We start from the raw sequence: 18586 nt of genomic DNA on the forward strand, positions 1-18586 counted from the left end.
TTGTGACATCCTGCCCCACCGATAGGCTGGCTGTCCCATGTCCAAGACTTCGAACGCCACGGGGCTCACCGATGCGCAGCGCAACGCCGTGGCCGAGCTGATGCGGGTCTCCCCGATCGCCGACGAGCTCGGCCGCCGCTTCGCCAAAGCCGGGTACGAGCTGCACCTGGTCGGCGGTTCCGTGCGCGACGCGCTGCTCGGCAGGCTCGGTGACGACCTGGACTTCACCACCGACGCCAGGCCGGACGACATTCTCCGCGTGATCAAGGGGTGGGCCGAGACCACCTGGGAGACCGGCCGCGAGTTCGGCACGATCGGCGCCCAGCGGCACGGCCTGCGGCTGGAGATCACCACGTTCCGCTCGGAGGCGTACGACGGGGTGACCCGCAACCCCGTCGTGCAGTACGGCGACAACCTCCTGGACGACCTGCGCCGCCGCGACTTCACGGTGAACGCGATGGCGGTGAGCCTGCCCGAGCACCGGTTCACCGATCCCTACGGTGGGCTCGACGACCTCGCCGGCCGGCGCCTGCGGACTCCGGGCACACCGCAGGAGTCGTTCGGCGACGACCCGCTGCGGATGCTGCGTGCCGCGCGCTTCGCCGCCCAGCTGCGCTTCGCGGTCGACCCGGACGTGGTCGCGGCGATGACCGCGATGGCGGCCGACCTCGACCGCATCACCGTCGAGCGGATCCGCGACGAGTTCACCAAGCTGCTCAGCGGCGCCGACCCGGTCACCGGGCTGCGGCTGCTGGTCGACACCGGCCTGGCCGACCACTTCCTGCCCGAGCTGCCCGGGCTCAAGCTCGCGATCGACGAGCACGCGCAGCACAAGGACGTGTACGAGCACACGCTCACCGTCGTGAGCAACGCGGTGCGGCTGGAGGGCGACGGCGGGCCGGACTTCATCCTGCGGATGGCCGCGCTCATGCACGACGTGGGCAAGCCGGCCACAAAGGCGGTCGGCTCCGACAACCGGGTCAGCTTCCACCACCACGAGGTGGTCGGCGCGCGCATGACCAAGCTGCGGATGAAGGAGCTGCGCTACCCCAAGGACGTGACGTCCGACGTGGTCAAGCTTGTCGCGCTCCACCTTCGCTTTTACGGGTACGGGCGGGGAGAGTGGACCGACTCTGCGGTGCGGCGGTACGTCACCGACGCCGGTGACCTCCTCCCCCGCCTGCACAAGCTCACGCGCTCGGACTGCACGACGCGTAACCGGCGCAAGGCGGCTCAGCTGGCCTCCGACTACGACGCGCTGGAGGAACGGATCGCGCAGATCCAGGAGGCGGAGGACCTGGCGCGGGTCCGCCCCGACCTCGACGGCAACGCGATCATGGAATTGCTCGGCGTGCCGCCCGGCCCCATCGTCGGCCGCGCGTGGCGCCACCTCAAGGAGGTCCGCCTGGAGCACGGGCCGCTCGACCGGGACGAGGCCGAGGCCGAGCTGCTGCGGTGGGCGCGCGACCAAGGTGTGATCTAGCCAGTCGGACGGGTCTCAAAGGCCAGCCGGTTTGTTGGTTACCGGGCGTGGCGCGCCTCGACTACCGTCGCTCGCGAAGTGGGGGCGACATTTCCGTGCGGTGGGGGAGGTAGCTGATGCAGCCGTGTGCGGTCTGCGGGGGCGTACAGGTGGACGCCGCTGGCTACTGCACGCAGTGCCGCACGTTCCGGGGAGTACCGCAGCCTCCACCTGGTTATCCACAGGCACCCCCGCCGGCGTACACCGGTTATCCACAGCCCGGCAGCCCACCGGCGTACCCGACGAGCGTGCCGCCGGCGGGATATCCGACGAGCGTGCCGCCGTCGTACGCGCAGCAGACCAGCGGCGGTGGCTACCCCGGTTACCCACAGCAGCAGCCGCAGCGCGGCCGCTCCTTCCTCGTTCCCCTGGTCGCCCTCGCCTCGACGCTTGTGGTCCTGGTTGTCGCGATCGTGATCGTGGCCGCGGTCCGCGGGGGTGACGAAGAGCCGGTTGGCAGCCCCACGACCAGCGCTCCCACCAGCGCGGGGCCGGGCGAGAGCCAGAGTGCCGCGCCCGCCGGCGACATCGACCAGTGCGTGATCGGCACCTGGCAGGTCACGTCGCACCGGGAGGACGTGCCGGTCGAGGGCGTGGGAAAGGTGACGTTCATCGGTGGTGAGGGCGCCACACTCCAGCTCAACGCGGACGGCACCGGCGAGACCGACTACCGCAGCGGCACCGAGTTCCAGGGCACGACCGGCGGCCGGACGTACAAGCTGGAGGTCTCCGGCAAGCTGACCTTCGAGTACACGGCGCGCAGCGGCAGTGCCGAGTTCACCGACGTCAACTCGAACGCGAGCGGCAAGCTCTTCATCGACGGCGAGCAGTACGGCGGCTCGATCCCGTTCAACGCCGAGGCGGACACCTCCACGTACACGTGCTCGACCGGCCTGCTGACGCAGAAGACGTTCCTCTACACCACCGAGTACGAGCGGGTCAGCTGAGCGACGCTGTCGTACCCCCGGGCAAGAATGGGGTCATGCGCTGGGTGGTAATCGACTCGCCGATCGACGAGCTCTCCGTCGCCGTTGACGGCACCGGTGTGTGCGGCGTGCATTTCGGCGCGGTCGACGACGCCGGCGAGGCCGACGACCCTCGCCTGGATGAGGCGATTGCCGAGCTCCGGGCGTATTTCGCGGGCGAGCTCACCGACTTCACGGTGCCGCTGTCGGTGCGCCGCGGCAGCGAGTTCGAGCGCGCGGTGTGGCACCAGATGACACTGATTCCTTATGGGGAGATGCGGACCTACGGTGAGATAGCCGCTGCGGTCGGCGACCCTGGTGGCGCCCGCGCTGTCGGCGTCGCCTGCAATCGCAACCCGATCCCGGTCATCGTGCCCTGCCACCGCATCGTGGGTGCGGGCGGCAAGCTCGTCGGCTTCGGCGGTGGCCTCCCCCGCAAGCGCTACCTGCTCGAGCTCGAAGCCCGTGTCGCCCTCCAGCGCTCCTGGGGTGCCTGAGCCAAGCAAGCGGGCCGGGACAATGTCCCGGCCCGCTGTTGCTCGTGCTTGATCAGCGCTCGATTTCGCCCTTGATGAAGGCCTCGACGGCGGCGTGCGCCTCGTGGTCCGCGTACTGGACCGGCGGCGACTTCATGAAGTACGACGAGGCCGACAGGATCGGTCCGCCGATGCCGCGGTCCTTGGCGATCTTCGCGGCGCGGAGGGCGTCGATGATGACGCCAGCCGAGTTGGGCGAGTCCCAGACCTCGAGCTTGAGCTCGGCGTTCAGCGGGGTGTCGCCGAACGACTTGCCCTCCAGCCGGATGTACGCCCACTTGCGGTCATCGAGCCACGGCACGTGGTCGGACGGTCCGATGTGGACGTCGGACTTGGCCATCTCGTGCGGCACCTGGGACGTGACCGACTGCGTCTTCGAAATCTTCTTCGAGACGAGGCGGCTGCGCTCCAGCATGTTCATGAAGTCCATGTTGCCGCCGAAGTTCAGCTGGTACGTGCGGAGCAGCTCGACACCGCGGTCCTCGAAGAGCTTGGCCAGCGCGCGGTGCACGATCGTGGCACCGACCTGGCTCTTGATGTCGTCGCCGACGATCGGCAGGCCGGCGTCCTCGAACTTCTTGGCCCACACCGGGTCGGAGGCGATGAACACCGGGAGCGCGTTGACGAAGGCGCAGCCCGCGTCGATCGCCGCCTGTGCGTAGAACTTGTCGGCCTGCTCGGAGCCGACCGGCAGGTACGACACGACCACGTCGACCTGCGCGTCGCGCAGAGCCTTGACGACGTCGACCGGGGAGTCGTCGGACTCCTCGATGATCTCGCGGTAGTACTGGCCCAGGCCGTCGAAGGTCGGGCCACGCTGCACCTGCACGCCGGTCGGCGGCACGTCGCAGAGCTTGATGGTGTTGTTTTCGCTGGCGACAATCGCCTCAGCGAGGTCTCGACCCACCTTCTTGGCGTCCACGTCGAACGCCGCGACGAACTCCACGTCAGACACGTGGTAGTCGCCGAAGGTGACGTGCATGAGACCCGGGACGCGGTCGGTGGGGTCGGCGTTCCGGTAGAACTCCACGCCCTGCACCAGAGACGAGGCGCAGTTTCCGACACCGACGATGGCCACGCGTACGGAGCCCATCGCGTTTGCCTCCTTCTTGTTCATCACGGCCGCTCCGGCATGTCCTTGGTAGACCGAGGCGGGCTGTCTTCAACTTGTGGGCTGCCTGAGGCCTTGGCCTCGGGTGCCCGGCCGGAGCGCTCGTTGGCGATGAGCTCCTCCAGCCAGCGGACCTCGCGCTCGCAGGCGTCGAGTCCGTGGCGTTGCAGCTCGAGCGTGTAGGCATCGAGCCGCTCGGTGGCGCGGGCCAGCACGTCGCGCAGACCCTCCCGGCGCTCCTCCACCTTGCGGCGGCGGCCCTCCAGGATGCGCAGCCGGGTGGCGCGGTCGGTGCGGGCGAAGAAGGCGAAGTGAACGCCGAAGCCGGCGTCGTCGTAAGTCTCCGGCCCGGCCTGCGCCAGCAGGTCCGCGAAGCGCTCCTTGCCTTCCGCTGTGATCTTGTAAACAACGCGACCTCGGCGGGTGGTCAGCGGCGGGACCTCTTCGGCACCGACGGCCGCTTCACCCGCCTCGGTGATCCAGCCGGCGCTCTGCAACCGCCGCAACGTGGGGTACAGCGTGCCGTAACTGATCGCCGCGCGGATCGCGCCGAGCTTTGTGGCCAGCTCCTTGCGCAGCTCATAGCCGTGCATAGGAGCCTCTTGCAGCAGGCCAAGGATGGCGAGCTCGAGCACGTCCCCATCCCCCTTACCCGCTCGTGGACTTGTGTTAACCGAGGCGATGTATCGCCCCGATACATCGCACGGTAGCGCGCAGGTGGCCGGAGGGCAAACATCAGAATCGAGTCGTCCGGTAGCGGAAAGTGACGGTTGTCGCCTCCTCGGCCGGAACCGCGTACCCTCGTCCGCATGCGCACGCAGCGACAGGTTGTCGACTACTCGCTTCAAAAGCGAGCGCTGCTGCGTGAGGTGCTTTCCGGCCGTCTGGGGACGTATGAAGTCTGCGACGCCTCTCCTTACTTGAAGAACGCCGCCCGCTTCCACGGCGAGCCGACCGACCGGCGCTGCCCGATCTGCCGTCGGGAAAACCTGACGCTCGTCCACTACATCTATGGGGATGAGCTCAAGCAGTCGGCCGGACAGGCCCGCACCCGCACGGAGCTGCCGGTGCTGGCGATGACTTTCCGTGAGTTCCAGGTGTATGTGGTGGAGGTCTGCCGCGCCTGCGCCTGGAACCACCTTGTCGAGCAGTTCCTGCTCGGCCGCGACGGGCTGAACGATGAGCCCGGCGCCGAGGCGGCCGCTGCCGTCGGCTCATCCACTTCCGGTTCATCCGCTACCGGCGTTGGGGCGCCGGCGACCAAGCGAAGGCGAGAGGCCCGACGGTGACCGAGGCTTGCCCGAACGACGGGGTGGAGGACCCGAAGTGGCGGGGCAGGCAATCACTCGTTAATCGGATAAGTCCGAATTTGTCGGGCGAAGCCTCGTTCGGCCATGTGGCCGAGCTGGCGTCAGAAGGTGTCCTAACTCACCGCAACACGGTGGCGTCGCGGAAGCGCGCCATCGCGACCGGCAGGGTGTGACGAATGAACTCGTACGACGACCCTAGTTCCGCGCGCGGTCGGGCTGATTTCCCTGGCCCGTCCGACGACTACGGGGCACCACGCGCCCGTGGATCGGCACGCGGCGGCTCCGAGGGTGGCTGGTCCCGAAGCAGCGACGGGTACGGCTCGGCGCCGGGCCCCCGCCCCACGTCGGGCCGTGCGCCCGCGGGTTCCTCGGGACGGGCATCGGTCGGCTCTTCGGGCCGCGCATCGGTTGGCGCATCGCCCGGGCGGGCCTCCGCCGGCCGGGCACAGGTCGGCGCGGCACCGCCCGGCGCGGCACCGCCTGGTACGGCCGGACGCGCGTCCGTCGCCGGCAGCGCAGGCAGGGCCACGGTCGGCCGCGCGTCGGTTCGGCCGGTGTCGCCGGCGGGCCCGGAGTTCGGCCGCCCCGACGTCATGGAAGGTCCCGGTGGACCCGGCGGTCCCGGTGGGCCGACCGGCCCCGGGCGCAGGGCCGCGCGTGGTGGCAAGGGCGACCCCGCGGCGATCAAGCGGGCCAAGCGGCGCAAGCGGATCAACTGGATCGTCGCCGCGTTCGCCGTCGTCGTCATGGCGGCGGGCGCCGGCGTGGTCGGCCTGACCTGGTTCTACGACGATGTCCCGGCGTATGACACGACGGAGCTCCAGGCGACCTCGATCGTCTACGCCGACGGCAAGACCGAGCTGGCCAAGCTCGGCGAGGTCAACCGCACGCTCGTGCCCGCCGAAAAGATCTCCCCGGTGGTCAAGAACGCCGTGATGGCGGCCGAGGACAAAAACTTCCTCGACCACGAGGGCATCGACCTCAAGGGCATCGCCCGCGCCGCGTGGAACAACTTCACCGGCGGCGACACCCAAGGTGCCTCCACCATCACCCAGCAGTACGCGCGGCACGCGGCCGACCTCAGCGGCATCAACTACAACCGCAAGATCCGCGAGGCGGTGCTGGCCCGGAAGCTGGAGCAGGACCTCACCAAGGACCAGATCCTGGGGTACTACCTCAACGCGATCTACTTCGGCCGCGGTGCCAACGGTGTCGAGGCGGCCGCGCAGATGTACTTCCGCAAGTCCGTGCTGACGCCGCCCGGCCAGAAGGGCGCGCTCACCAAGGAAGAGGCGGCGGTACTCGCGGCGGTGATCAAGCAGCCGGAGCCGGACCAGGCGACGGGCCACAAGGGCTACGACCCGGCGACCAACAAAGAGGCGGCCGTCGAGCGGTGGAACTACACCCTCGGCAACATGGTCGAAAAGGGTTGGATGACCGCCGAGGAGCGGGCCAAGGCCGTCTACCCGGAAAAGACGCTGCAGAAGTACGACCCGAAGAAGTGCAACATCGGGTGCGGCATCGACAAGCCGACCGGCAACGTCGTCAACTACGTCCGCGACGAGCTCGAGGCCATGGGCATCCCTTCGACCGAGTGGAAGAAGGGCGGGTACCGGATCACCACCACGATCAACCCGCAGGCGCAGAAGTCGGCGGAGGAGGCGGCCCGCTGGGCGTCCAAGACCTCCCCGATGAGCAAGCTGCCGAAGTACTACAAGGCGGCGCTGGTGGCGATCGACCCGTCGAACGGTCGAGTGCTCGCGTACTACGGCGGTGAAAACGGTACGGGCTACGACTACGCCGGCCTCAACGACGGCGGCAAGTCGGGCGGCCACGCGGCGGGTTCGACCTTCAAGATCTACACTCTCGCGGCGGCGCTGCGGGCGGAGATCCCGATGGACTCCCGCTGGGACGCGCTCAAGGACGACGACAACGGGCGGAAGATCTCGAACGCGGGCCGCGACGCCGGCGACATCCGGTGTGGCCACAGCTGCACGCTCGAGCAGTCGACGATCTCTTCGTACAACGTCCCGTTCTACTGGATCGCCGATGGGCTCGGGCCGGACAAGGTTGTGGCCGCCGCGCGCGACGCGGGTATCCGCACGATGTTCGACACGAGCAAGGGTGCGCCGCACGACCTCACCAAGACCAAGCCGGAGAAGTTGGCACCGGCCGAGTTCGACAACGAGGTCGCCTTCGGCCAGTACCCGGTCACGGTGCTCGACCACGCCAACGGCGTCGCCACCCTCGCCAACCGTGGCGTCTACAACAAGGCGCACTTCATCCTCTCGGTGGAAAAGCGCGACGCCAACGGCAAGTTCGTCAAGATCGCTGGCAAGGGCGAGAAGCTCAACCCGCAGCAGCGGTTCGAGGCCAACCAGATGGACGACATCAACTCCGTGCTCCAGAAGATCCCGGACAACATCGGCAAGGATCTGAAGGGTGACCGGCCGGCGACCGGCAAGACCGGTACCTGGGAGCTCAACCAGGACCGCAGCGACAACGGCGACGCCTGGATGGTCGGCGCGACGCCGCAGGTGGCCGCTGCGGTCTGGGTCGGCACCGAGGGCAAGCGGCGGGCGATCAAGGAAACCAGCGGCAAGAAGATGTCGGGTTCGGGCACGCCGGCCTCGATCTGGGAAATCTTCATGGACCTGGTGCACGAGCGGATGAAGCTCGACGTCAAGCGGTTCGAGGACCGGAAGAACACCGGCAATCCGGACAGCGAGTACCCGAACGGCCAGTCGCCGCCACCGCCGACGCAAGGCCCCGGCAACAACAACTGTGGCCTGCTGCCTGACATCCTGTGCCCGGACCGCAACCGCGACCGGGGCGGCAACGACAACAACAACGGCAACGGCAACCAGGGGCCGGGCGCGGGCATTCCGTCGACGGCTCCACCACCGCCAAATACGTTCCCGGGCGGCTAGCGCAGCTGCTGCCTACTCGACGATTACTGGGATCCGCGCGGTCAGACCGCGCGGATCCCGCCGTTGATAGGGCATGATGCCTCCTTATGAGCGTGCGGACGACCGGCATCGATGGATCTGAACGTGTAGATCACCCGGGGCAGTCGGACACCTTCGTTCGCGGCCTTTCCGAGGCCATCGGCGGGCCCCTGGGCGAGCATGCGGCGGGCTACGACAAGCCACAGACCCAGTGGGGCGGCCGCTTCTGGACCGCCACCCGCATCGTCATCGCGCTGACCTGCCTGACGCTCGCCCTGCACTGGGTGCAGAAGTCGCCCTGCCGTGACGGCGCCTGGGCAAACCACATCCAGTACACGCGCTTCTGCTACACCGACGTGCTGGCGCTGTACTACGCCGAGCGGCTCAACGAGGGCGCCGTGCCGTACCGCGACCACGCGGTCGAGTACCCGGTGCTGACCGGCTACTTCATGGGTGCCCTCGGGCTGCCGGTGCACGAGTTCGGCAAGAGCCGTCCGGATCTCAACCAGGCGTTGTGGTTCTACGATGCCAACGCCCTGGTGCTCGGGGCGCTCGCGGTCGCCACTGTCGCCATGATCCTGGCTGTGCGACGACGACGACCCTGGGACGCGGCGCTGTTCGCCCTCTCTCCAGCGCTCTTCGTCACCGCGACGGTCAACTGGGACTTCCTCGCCATCGGGCTGGCCGCATTCGGCATGTACGCCTGGGCCAAGCGACATCCCGTGGCCGCGGGCATCCTCTTGGGGCTCGCAGGCGCGGCGAAGATGTGGCCACTGTTCATCCTCGGGCCGATACTCGTGCTCGGCCTGCGCACCGAGCGGCTGCGGCAGGCGCTCATCGCCACCGGCACCGCGCTGGTCACACTCGTTGCCGTCAACCTGCCGGTCGCCATCCCGTACCGGGAAAATTGGGACCGCTTCTTCGAACTCAATACCGAGCGCCCCATCGACTGGGGCACGCTGTGGTACATCGGGCGATATCTGGACGGCAAGTGGAACTCCGGCGGACCCGGTGACATGGGGCCGTTCCAGTGGCTGAGCAACCACGTGCCGACGCTCAACTACGTGACGTACGGGCTGTTCGGCCTCTGCTGCCTCGGTGTCGCGGCGCTGGCCCTCTTCGCGCCGCGAAAGCCCCGGCTCGCCGCGCTCGCCTTCCTGGTGGTGGCCTCGTTCCTGATCTTCAGCAAGGTCTGGTCCCAGCAGTACGTGCTGTGGCTGCTGCCGCTCGCCGTCCTGGCCCGCCCGCGGTGGGGTGCCTTCCTGGCCTGGCAGATCGCCGAGGTGCTGTACTTCGTCTCCTTCTACGGCGAGCTGCTCGGTGCCTCCGGCAAACCGGTCTTCCCCGAGGGCGTCTTCGTGCTCGCGTCAACGCTCCGCCTCGTCACCGTCGCAGTCCTGTGTGGACTGATCGTCCGCGACATCCTGCGCCCGGAGCGTGACCCGGTGCGCCAGACGTACGAGGACGATCCCGACGGCGGCATCTTCGACGGTGCCGACGACGCGCCATGGCTGGTCCGATGGCGTGAGCGGCGCGCGCTGGCCGATGGCAGCCGACCCTCGGACAACCCGCCGCAGGACCGCGAGCCCGTGACCGTCTGATTCCAGCCGCCGCTCCCGACTCGGGGACGGCGGCTGGATCTTTCAGAGGCGGTACACGATCGTGTTGCCGATCTCCTCACGCTGGATGCCGAGCGAGTCGACCGGCAGGTCGACGGCGGCCTGCCACGGTGTACCGGAGAGCGCGTCGCGCAGCAGCACCACGGTCCGGACGCCGAGCTCGCGCAGGTAGTCGACGCTCGCCTGGTCGGGGAACGTCTTCACAGCCTCACGCGTGCGCTCCTGCCGCACCGGCGTAAAGCCGCTGCCGCCGTTGACCACCGGCTGGAAGCGCGTGGTCGTCCAGAGCATGACGGCCTGCTCGTAGGTCAGGTTGAAGGGCAGCACCATCATCGGTCCGTCGTCGGTGCGCATCACCTCGGGCTGCCTGGGCACGACCGGGTGCGGCGTCGTGTTCAGCCCTTCGACAAGCACGAGCAGCAGGGGTACGAGCGTGACCAGGCGGAGCAGCAGGCCCGGCCGCAGCGTCACCCGCGTGGCGGCGATGTCGTTGACGCGGCGCACGAGCGCGCTGACGGTGCCGGCCGCGAGGATGCCCAGCAGCAGCGTCGTCCACAGCATGAGCCGGCCAGGTGTGCGCAGGCCGTCCCAACCCGGCAGGTGGTTGAAGAGCGGCAGGTAGGTGTACGTGCCGCCGAAGAAGTTGGGGCCCATCGCGAGAATCGCGGTGACCAGGACGCCGGCGAGCAGCAGCAGCCTGTGGCGCACCTTCCAGATCGAGAAGAACAGGCCGGCGATCGCGAGCGCGTACAGGACATATCCCGGCAGCACGGTCATCTCGGCCGGCCACCGGAGCCCGTCACGCACGTTTTCGTGCAGGTCACCCCAGATGAGCGACTCGGGCGGCGCGATGAAGAAGCCGCTCGGCGGCGGCGCGTACGCCTCCAGGTCCTGCACCCGGCGGGTCGCTTCCGGATATTTGTGCGCCACGTCGAAGTACGGCAGCGCGAGCAGCGCCCCGGTGCCCGCGAAGACAAGCCCACCGAGCAGGTCGGCGATGACGAGCCGCTCGCCCCAGGGCCGACGGATCCGCCACTGCCGCACCCGTCGCCCGACGCGGATCGCGATGGTGACGATCGCGATGACGCCCAGCACGTACCCGAAGACCAGGCCGATGCCGAAGCCGAGGCTGATCTGCCACGCCGCGACAAGCCAGCCGGCGAACGCCCATCCCGCGTGCCGCCGCTCCGGACGGAAGCCGTGCGCCAGCGACCAGCCATGCCCGCGGGCAAGCATCGCCAGCGCGAGCGGGATGCCGCCGTTGGAGACGATGTGCAGGTGGCCGGCCTGGGCCAGCATCCAGGGAGCGTAGGTGTAAGCCGCGCCGGCCACGATCGCGCCGGTGCGGCCCGCGCCGAGCTGGCGGACCAGCGCGTACGCCCCGAAGGTCGCCAGCGCATGGGCCAGCACAAACATGATGTTGTACCGGAGGATCGCCGCAGCCGGGCCGTCACCGATCAGCCCCGCCGGCGCGTATCCGAGCAGGGTGTCGGAGAACGCGAAGCTCAGCGGTTCCGGAAAGAACGTGTTGGAGTCCCACAACCGGCCCGGGTCGCTGATCAGGATGTGGCCGGACCACGCCATCTGCCACGCCTGCAGCGCCGGGTCGTGAAAGTCCTGCGGGAGCGTGTGCAGCGGGTAGCGCAGCGTGGGCCAGGTCATCAGCACCGCGAGCACGAGCGAACCGACGCTGGCGAGCGTCCACTCGTGAATCAGGAAGCGCCCGACCGCGCGCACCGCCCGCCGGCGCCGGGTGGGCACGCGCTCCGGCTCAGGCGCGAACGCGGCGAACGGATCACGCGGCGGCTCCACCTTGGTCGCGTCGACCTTGGTGTCGCTGTCCTTGCGCTCGTCGCCCTTGCCCTCCTTGCGTTCCTCGCCGTCCTTGCCCTCCTTGACCGCGTCGCCCTTGCCCGCAACGCCGGCCTTCGTGGGGGTGTCATCCTTGGCGTCGCCATCAGCAGCCTTGTCGGCGCTGGTCTCGTCGCCTTCGGCCTTCGCGTCGCCGTCAGTCTTCGCGCCGCTAGCCGACTTCGCGTCGCTGGCGGAGGCGCTCTCGTCGGGCTTGAGGCGCTGGTGTGGGGGCTCGGCTTCGGCGACCTCGCCAGTCTTCGCTGCCGCGCCGCCCGTGCCCTCGGCATCAGCTTCGGGCGAGCCACCGGTGATCCGACCGCTGCTCCTGGGCGCCACACCGGCCTCGGCCAAGCCGTCCCCGCCAGACGCAGCCCCGCTGTCGCCCGTGGGCAAGCCGCCGGCCGTCGCCCCGCCGTCGCCCTTGGATGAGCCGCCGGCCGCAGCCCCGCTGCCACCCTTGGATGAGCCATTGGACACGGCTCCGCCGTCATCCTTGGGCAAGCCGCTGGAGGCGGCCCCGCCGTCGCCCCCAGCTTCACCGCCGACCTTGGGATTGCCGCCGCCCCCAGATGCAGCCCCGACCTTGGGCTCGCCCCCGTCCCCACTTCCAGCCCCGACCTTGGGATCAGCCCCGACCTTGGGATCAGCCCGGACCGCGGGATCAGCCCCGCCCCTGCGGTCGGCGTCAGCCGTGGGATCGGCCCCGACCGCCAAGGGGTCGACGGGGTCGGGTGGGCTCGACTCCGGAACCGTCGGATCGTCCTTGACGACCTGCGGCTGCTCCGCGCTCATCGAAATGGGGTCCCTATCGGCCGACTCGGTCACGCAGGAAGGTGATGTCGGCGGCCTGGCCCTCCACGCCGCCCGGCGTTTCCACGACCACCGGGGCGCCCGCCGCGCGGACCACGGCCACCACCAACTCGGGGTCGATCCTGCCGCTCCCCAGGTTGTCGTGTCGATCCCGCCCCGAGTCGAAGTCGTCCTTTGAGTCGTTGGCGTGGATCAGGTCGATGCGGCCGGTGATCGCCTTGATGCGGTCGACCGCGGTGAGTAGGTCTTCACCACCGGCGTGGGCGTGGCAGGTGTCCAGGCAGAAGCCCGGCTCGAACTCGCCGATCGCGTCCCACAGCCGGGCCAGCGCGTCGAACCGCCGGGCGCAGGCGTTGTCGCCGCCAGCGGTGTTTTCGATCAGGACCGGGGTGGCGAAGCCGCCGGCCTTCGCCGCGTACTCAAAGGCCTTGCGCCAGTTGTCGAAGCCGGTGGCGATGTCCTCCACCTTTTCGACGTGTCCACCGTGGACGATGATGCCCTTGGCCCCGACGGCGGCCGCGCCCGCGGCGTGGCTCATCAGCAGCTTGCGGCTGGGGATCCGGATGCGGTTGTTGAGCGTCGCCACATTGATCCGGTACGGCGCGTGGATGTAGACGTCGAGGCCCGATGCGCGCAGCGCCTCGGCGTCGTCACGCGGCACCGGGTCCTTCCACGCCTGCGGGTCGGTCAGGAAGAACTGCACCGTGTCGGCGTCGCGGGCGGTCGCGGCGCCCAGCGGGTCGGTCGAGTCGACGTGGGCTCCGATACGCATGGGGCGAGCCTACTGAAGAGGGCTGACGGTCCGTCATCGAGCGGCGGTTCGTGACAAATCACCCGTCACCGGCGACTCGCCCGATTCGTTACTTCGAGTAGATCCGAGCCCGGGAGGTCCATAAGTGCGGCCTCCCGGGCGCGCCTCCGACCTGGGGAGATGAATGCCGCCGCTGGCCCGACACCGCGCCGCGGCCACCGTGGTGGCCGCGCTCTTCGCCGCCACGCCGCTGCTGGTCGCCGCCGCTGCGCAGGCCGCACCGACGCCGGACCCGATGCCGGCGGAGAGTGGCAAGGAGGTCGTGTTCAGCGGCGACCGAGGGCTGCTCGGCGTCTCGTGCGCGGCCAACCCCAGTACGAGCTCGGTCACGATTCCGGCGGAGACCACGCTACGGGTGGTCAACAAGACGGGGTACCGCGCGAAGCTGCTCCTGGACGGCGCCTCGCAGGGTGAGCTCGCCGACGGCGCCGCCGCCCCGGTGGTGTTCCACCGCGGCCCGGTGACACTCGGGCTCAAGCCGAGCTGCATGCTGTCCGACGAGTCGGCGGTGCGCGTGGAGGTGGTTCCGGCGCGAAACGCCACGGCGCCCGGCACCAAGCCCCGGACCGGTTCGGCGCCGCGACCGGCCGGCGGCGCCCGCGGCCAGCAGGAGGAGCAGCCGGAGGCCGAGCCCTCGGCCCAGCCGACTCCCACCGCCGCCGCCGCGACCGAGACACCCGAACCGGCGACCGTGGGCGAAGACGGTGGCGACTCGGGCGAGGCCGTGGCTACCGTTGAGGACACATCGGGTACCGGCGACGAGGGTGTTGCCGCCGAGGCGCTTTCCTCGGTCCAGCCGGTACGTAAGAGTGGACCAATCGGACTTCTAGCGCTCATCGCCACTGTCTGTGTGGTGGGTGTCTCGGCCGGCGCAATTCGGGCAATTATCGCCCAACGTGCAACCCGGACGAGTGTGGCGTAATATATAAATCAACACAGGCTCCGCGGGGCGCCTTCTATCCAACCTCGTCGGTGTGGTCGTTCCTCCCCAGGTCCCACCCAAAGAAGCGGATAGGGCGCCCCGCGGCTCTTCATGCCGGGGCAGCCCGGTATCCTGGTTCGGTTCGCCTCGGCGCCGTGGGCCTATCCCACGGCGTCACTTGTGCGAACAGACGCACGACCTCCTGCCACGGATGGACCGTGGCCACTAGCCCATAGGAGGTGAGCACGTCTTGCGTCATTACGAGATCATGGTGATCCTCGATCCAAGCCTCGAGGAGCGCACCGTCGCCCCGTCGCTCGACACGTATCTCAACGTGATTCGGACCGCGGGTGGCTCGGTGGAGAAGCTCGACGTCTGGGGTCGCAGGCGTCTGCAGTTCGAGATCAAGAAGAAGGCCGAAGGCATCTACGCGGTCATCGATCTGCAGGCATCCCCTGAGGCGGTTGCGGAGTTGGACCGTCAGCTGCGGCTGAACGAGTCCGTTCTGCGTACCAAGGTCATCCGGCCGGACGTCCGCTGACGCGGCGCCGGCTCGCCCGGATCAGCCTCATCGGGTTGTCGTAGGGCTCTGGGAGCCTGTGGCAAGCGATGAGTGCGCGAGGAGTTGGTCATGGCAGGAGACACCACCATCACGGTCATCGGCAACCTGACCGATGACCCCGAGTTGCGCTTCACCCCGTCGGGTGCGGCGGTCGCCAAGTTCCGGGTCGCTTCGACGCCGCGGATCATGGACCGCCAGTCCGGCGAGTGGAAGGACGGCGAGCCGCTGTTCCTTTCCTGCACCGTGTGGCGGCAGGCGGCGGAAAACGTCGCGGAGTCGCTCCAGCGCGGCGCCCGCGTGATCGTCTCGGGCCGGCTCAAGCAGCGGTCGTACGAGACCCGTGAGGGTGAGAAGCGCACGGTCATTGAGCTGGAGGTCGACGAGATCGGCCCCTCGCTGCGGTACGCCACGGCGAAGGTGCAGAAGATGTCGCGCTCCGGCGGTGGCGGCGGTGGCTTCGGCTCCGGTGGTGGCGGCGGCCAGGGCGGCGGCGGAGGAAACTTCGACGACCCCTGGGCGACGGCGGCTCCGGCCTCTTCCGGCTCCGGTTCGGGCGGTGGCAGCAACTTCGACGACGAGCCCCCGTTCTAAGGCGGCAGCCCCGGCGCGGGCTGCGCAGGATCATCAGGAGCAAGAGCAATGGCTAAGGCTGCGGCACTTCGCAAGCCGAAGAAGAAGGTGAACCCTCTCGACAAGGAGGGCATCACCTACATCGACTACAAGGACACCGCGCTGCTGCGCAAGTTCATCTCCGACCGCGGCAAGATCCGTGCTCGGCGGGTGACCGGCGTTACGTCGCAGCAGCAGCGGCAGATCGCACGCGCGGTCAAGAACGCCCGCGAGATGGCGCTTCTGCCGTACACGGCGACGGCGCGCTGAGGGGAGGCACCACGATGAAGATCATTCTGACTCAGGAGGTGTCCGGCCTCGGCGCTCCTGGTGACGTGGTGGAGGTCAAGGACGGCTACGGCCGTAACTACCTGCTCCCGCAGGGCTTCGCCATCACCTGGTCGAAGGGCGCGGAAAAGCAGGTCAGCGTGATCCGTCGGGCCCGTGAGGCCCGGGAGATCCGCGACCTCGGCCACGCCAACGAGATCAAGGCCCAGCTCGAGGGCCTCTCGAAGGTCACGCTGTCGGCTCGCGCCGGCGACGGTGGCCGTCTCTTCGGTTCGGTCACCCCGGCCGAGGTCGTCGAGGCCGTCCGCGCCGCGGGTGGTCCGGCCCTCGACCGTCGCCGGCTGGAGCTCTCCGGGCACATCAAGTCGCTCGGCGCCCACCCGGTCCGGGTCAAGCTGCACCCGGAGGTAACGGCCCGCTTCGACCTGACGGTGGTCAAGGCCAAGTAAGGCACGCACAGCGAAATGGGGGCGCTCCGGCGCCCCCGTTTTCGTATCCGCAAGAGACCGGCGCGGTCAGCGCACCGCCACCGTCGGATGCTTCAGCCGCCCAGCGGCTGGCCGCTGAGTGCGGAGAGCAGCACAGTGGACAGTCCACCGCCCACCACGGCCGCGGCGAGGCCGACGCTGATCGAGCGCCAGGTATTGCTCACCCAGCGCAGAAGCACGGCCACCACGAGGCTGACCGCGAGCGCCGCGCCGAAGCGGGTGAGCCCGCCGGCCAGCGAGCCGAGCACCTGGGACTCCTCGCCCTGGACGACCGTGTAGACGGCGAAGAGCAGCAACGGCACCGCGTACCAGGCGAGGGTCGCCACCACCGCGGCGAAGACGCCGCCAGGTGCCCGGTTGAACTGGTCTTCCAGCTCGTCCGGCGTCGCCACCCGGCGGATGGCGGAGCCCAGCCCGCGCTCGCGGCCCGCGTCGGCCGCGGGTGGGCGCCAGTCGGCGGCGGGAGCGGCGCCACGGCCGGACACCTGAGCCCTCCCGCGCTCGATGGCCGGGACGGTCGTGGGTGCACGCCAGTCGGTGGGAGCGGCCGCCCGCGCCGACGCCGCGGCCGGACCGCGCTCGCTGCCGGGCGCCGCCGTGGGCGCCCGCCACTCGGTGGGTGCCTCGATGGCGCGGGCCTGGTAGGCGGTGGGCGTGTCGTCCCGGTACACCGTGGAGGAGCCGGCGTCGCCGCGGCGCTGGGCCGGCGGCATGCCCGCTCCCCGCAGGTCGTCATCCCGGTAGGTCGTCGGGGTGGCCCGGGCGGCGGGACGGTCGTCGTAGTCGAACTCGGGCTCGTCGGGGAAAGCCACCGCGGGCGAGCGCGGTGCCGACGACGGGATGCCCACCCAGCGGGGATCGTCTTCGGAGAGCCGGGCGTCGCGCGCGCCCGACCACCGCGCCGCGGGCTCGTCGCTCCGGCTGACCTCCGCCCGCCCGGACCAGCGGGACGAGTCTGCCACCCCGGAGACGGGAGCGCTGCTCGACCAGCGGGACGTGTCTGCCACCCCGGAGACGGGAGCGCTGCTCGACCAGCGGGACGTGTCCGCCACCCCGGAAACCGGAGCGCTGCTCGACCAGCTCCCGGAAGGCTCGTCGGCGCGGTCGCTTTCGGGACGAGTGCTCGGCCACCGCGCCTCGGTCTGGTCCTGCCACGACCGGCGCCGGCGACCGGTCGCCGACGACGGGTCCATCCCGACTGCCCAGTCGGGCCGGCGCGGGCGGGACGCCTGGCCGCCGCCGGCAGGCTCGCCGCGCTGAGGGGTCCACTCGCTCGTGTCCGTGAAGCTGTCGCGCTGCGGCGGGACCGCGGGTCGGCGGTCGTCCTGGCCACTGGGCAGTGCGGGCAGCTCGCGCCAGTCGGGCGCGGCCCGGCGCCGCCGTCCGCCGCCGCCCGGCTCATCGCGGCGGGCACTGTCCGAACGGGACGGTGTCAGCGGCTCACCGGTGTCGCGGTGCCACTCGCCCGTGAAGTCGCCACGATTCCACTCGCCCGTGTATGCCTCGCGGGTCCACTCGCTCTGGCTCGCGGCGCCGACCCAACCACTGGTGGGTGCCGCCGGCGGGGTCCAGCCGCTCGTCGGGGCTATCTCAGGCGTCCAGCCACCCGCGTGGCGGCCGCCGCGGTCGTCAGGCTCCTCGTACCGGCTGAAGGTGCCGGTGGCGTCTTCCTCGCCTTGCTGCCAGCGGGTGCGGGCACTGCGACGCCCGAACGGGCGGTCGTCGGCAACCGCGTCGTCCTGCTGGCGTCGGCGGCCGCGGTAGATGCTGCCGGACGAGTACGCACTTGATGACGAAGAGTAGGAGGTGTAGTCACCCTCGCCGCCTCGGCGCGCACCGCTCGGCCGCTCGAGGCCCGAGATCTCGCCGGTGTAATCCCAGCTCTGAGGGTGCGCGTCATCAGCGGACCGGCGCTCGCGCGGGCCGCGAGAGTCGTACCCCCAGTCCCGGTAGTCCACGTGACCTTTCCTGCTGTCCTCACGACGCGAAAGTCCTTGAGGCACATCTGTCGATGGTCATGATATGCCGGAAACAGGCTTCCGGCAGGCCCGGAATCTTTCCTCCACACCTTGGGGACCAAGTCCGCCCACGTCACACCCTACCGGGCGGGTAATCCCCAATGGTTATACACAGCCTGTGCACAGGCTGCACACACCCCCTCGGGTGACTGTCCACAGGTTGTCCCAAGACTCGTCCACCGACGCATTTGAGGTCTTGACCAGCGTTTTCGT

16 protein-coding genes are annotated in these 18586 nt (G+C 69.6%); 11 read left to right on the forward strand and 5 right to left on the reverse strand.

Annotated elements, in window-relative coordinates; all coding sequences use genetic code 11:
* Nucleotides 1-37: 37 nt before the first annotated feature.
* From Phou_RS19750 to Phou_RS19760, 3 genes are all read left to right on the forward strand, one after another.
* Nucleotides 38-1483 (forward strand): CCA tRNA nucleotidyltransferase, encoded by a 1446-nt coding sequence (locus tag Phou_RS19750; protein WP_173057373.1) that lies wholly within the window; start codon nucleotides 38-40, stop codon nucleotides 1481-1483.
* Nucleotides 1484-1599: 116 nt separating this feature from the next.
* Nucleotides 1600-2469, forward strand: a complete 870-nt coding sequence (locus Phou_RS19755; protein ID WP_173057374.1) for a hypothetical protein — start codon at nucleotides 1600-1602, stop codon at nucleotides 2467-2469.
* 35 nt (nucleotides 2470-2504) lie between these two features.
* Nucleotides 2505-2984, forward strand: a complete 480-nt coding sequence (locus Phou_RS19760; RefSeq protein ID WP_173057375.1) for a methylated-DNA--[protein]-cysteine S-methyltransferase — start codon at nucleotides 2505-2507, stop codon at nucleotides 2982-2984.
* 52 nt (nucleotides 2985-3036) lie between these two features.
* On the opposite strand, the gene Phou_RS19765 is transcribed toward Phou_RS19760, so the two are convergent.
* Together Phou_RS19765 and Phou_RS19770 are read right to left on the reverse strand one after the other, a co-directional pair.
* Nucleotides 3037-4116, reverse strand: a complete 1080-nt coding sequence (locus tag Phou_RS19765) for an inositol-3-phosphate synthase (protein WP_173058604.1) — start codon at nucleotides 4114-4116, stop codon at nucleotides 3037-3039.
* Between the two features lie 23 nt (nucleotides 4117-4139).
* Entirely contained in the window at nucleotides 4140-4769 is a 630-nt protein-coding gene (locus Phou_RS19770; RefSeq protein WP_173057376.1) for a PadR family transcriptional regulator, read from the reverse strand.
* Between the two features lie 174 nt (nucleotides 4770-4943).
* Here Phou_RS19770 and Phou_RS19775 point away from each other — a divergent pair, with 174 nt between their 5' ends.
* The 3 genes from Phou_RS19775 to Phou_RS19785 all read left to right on the forward strand — a co-directional run bounded on the left by Phou_RS19775 (nucleotide 4944) and on the right by Phou_RS19785 (nucleotide 9993).
* Nucleotides 4944-5423 (forward strand): DUF5318 domain-containing protein, encoded by a 480-nt coding sequence (locus Phou_RS19775; protein WP_173057377.1) that lies wholly within the window; start codon nucleotides 4944-4946, stop codon nucleotides 5421-5423.
* 575 nt (nucleotides 5424-5998) lie between these two features.
* Nucleotides 5999-8374 (forward strand): transglycosylase domain-containing protein, encoded by a 2376-nt coding sequence (locus tag Phou_RS19780; protein WP_246273627.1) that lies wholly within the window; start codon nucleotides 5999-6001, stop codon nucleotides 8372-8374.
* A gap of 86 nt (nucleotides 8375-8460) precedes the next feature.
* On the forward strand, nucleotides 8461-9993 hold the full coding sequence (locus tag Phou_RS19785; RefSeq protein WP_173057379.1) for a glycosyltransferase family 87 protein: 1533 nt from the start codon (nucleotides 8461-8463) through the stop codon (nucleotides 9991-9993).
* Nucleotides 9994-10035: 42 nt separating this feature from the next.
* Here Phou_RS19785 and Phou_RS19790 read toward each other — a convergent pair whose 3' ends face one another.
* Both Phou_RS19790 and Phou_RS19795 read right to left on the reverse strand, forming a co-directional pair.
* Nucleotides 10036-12177 carry a putative glycosyltransferase family protein gene (locus Phou_RS19790; RefSeq protein ID WP_371872189.1) on the reverse strand — a complete coding sequence of 714 codons (2142 nt, stop codon included), beginning with the start codon at nucleotides 12175-12177 and terminating at the stop codon, nucleotides 10036-10038.
* A gap of 493 nt (nucleotides 12178-12670) precedes the next feature.
* On the reverse strand, nucleotides 12671-13447 hold the full coding sequence (locus Phou_RS19795) for a deoxyribonuclease IV (RefSeq protein ID WP_173057381.1): 777 nt from the start codon (nucleotides 13445-13447) through the stop codon (nucleotides 12671-12673).
* A gap of 163 nt (nucleotides 13448-13610) precedes the next feature.
* Here Phou_RS19795 and Phou_RS19800 point away from each other — a divergent pair, with 163 nt between their 5' ends.
* The 5 genes from Phou_RS19800 to rplI all read left to right on the forward strand — a co-directional run bounded on the left by Phou_RS19800 (nucleotide 13611) and on the right by rplI (nucleotide 16316).
* Entirely contained in the window at nucleotides 13611-14408 is a 798-nt protein-coding gene (locus Phou_RS19800) for a hypothetical protein (protein WP_173057382.1), read from the forward strand.
* A 250-nt stretch (nucleotides 14409-14658) separates the two neighbouring features.
* Nucleotides 14659-14949, forward strand: a complete 291-nt coding sequence (gene rpsF, locus Phou_RS19805; protein ID WP_173057383.1) for a 30S ribosomal protein S6 — start codon at nucleotides 14659-14661, stop codon at nucleotides 14947-14949.
* A gap of 72 nt (nucleotides 14950-15021) precedes the next feature.
* The gene (locus Phou_RS19810) at nucleotides 15022-15561 is read left to right on the forward strand and encodes a single-stranded DNA-binding protein (RefSeq protein WP_173057384.1); all 540 of its coding nucleotides are present in this window, start codon (nucleotides 15022-15024) and stop codon (nucleotides 15559-15561) included.
* Nucleotides 15562-15609: 48 nt separating this feature from the next.
* A complete protein-coding gene (gene rpsR / locus Phou_RS19815; RefSeq protein ID WP_089250287.1) occupies nucleotides 15610-15849 on the forward strand; it encodes a 30S ribosomal protein S18 in 240 nt (79 codons plus the stop codon).
* Nucleotides 15850-15863: 14 nt separating this feature from the next.
* On the forward strand, nucleotides 15864-16316 hold the full coding sequence (rplI, locus tag Phou_RS19820) for a 50S ribosomal protein L9 (protein ID WP_173057385.1): 453 nt from the start codon (nucleotides 15864-15866) through the stop codon (nucleotides 16314-16316).
* A gap of 92 nt (nucleotides 16317-16408) precedes the next feature.
* Here rplI and Phou_RS19825 read toward each other — a convergent pair whose 3' ends face one another.
* Entirely contained in the window at nucleotides 16409-18313 is a 1905-nt protein-coding gene (locus Phou_RS19825) for a hypothetical protein (protein ID WP_173057386.1), read from the reverse strand.
* Between the last annotated feature and the right edge of the window lie 273 nt (nucleotides 18314-18586).

Source organism: Phytohabitans houttuyneae (assembly GCF_011764425.1).
Lineage (GTDB): Bacteria > Actinomycetota > Actinomycetes > Mycobacteriales > Micromonosporaceae > Phytohabitans > Phytohabitans houttuyneae.

Coding starts and splice junctions, on each gene's coding strand:
- Phou_RS19750 (WP_173057373.1), top strand. CDS start 38: ATGTCCAAGACTTCGAACGCCACGGGGCTCACCGATGCGCAGCGCAAC.
- Phou_RS19755 (WP_173057374.1), top strand. CDS start 1,600: ATGCAGCCGTGTGCGGTCTGCGGGGGCGTACAGGTGGACGCCGCTGGC.
- Phou_RS19760 (WP_173057375.1), top strand. CDS start 2,505: ATGCGCTGGGTGGTAATCGACTCGCCGATCGACGAGCTCTCCGTCGCC.
- Phou_RS19765 (WP_173058604.1), bottom strand. CDS start 4,116: ATGGGCTCCGTACGCGTGGCCATCGTCGGTGTCGGAAACTGCGCCTCG.
- Phou_RS19775 (WP_173057377.1), top strand. CDS start 4,944: ATGCGCACGCAGCGACAGGTTGTCGACTACTCGCTTCAAAAGCGAGCG.
- Phou_RS19785 (WP_173057379.1), top strand. CDS start 8,461: ATGAGCGTGCGGACGACCGGCATCGATGGATCTGAACGTGTAGATCAC.
- Phou_RS19795 (WP_173057381.1), bottom strand. CDS start 13,447: ATGCGTATCGGAGCCCACGTCGACTCGACCGACCCGCTGGGCGCCGCG.
- Phou_RS19800 (WP_173057382.1), top strand. CDS start 13,611: ATGCCGCCGCTGGCCCGACACCGCGCCGCGGCCACCGTGGTGGCCGCG.
- rpsR (WP_089250287.1), top strand. CDS start 15,610: ATGGCTAAGGCTGCGGCACTTCGCAAGCCGAAGAAGAAGGTGAACCCT.
- rplI (WP_173057385.1), top strand. CDS start 15,864: ATGAAGATCATTCTGACTCAGGAGGTGTCCGGCCTCGGCGCTCCTGGT.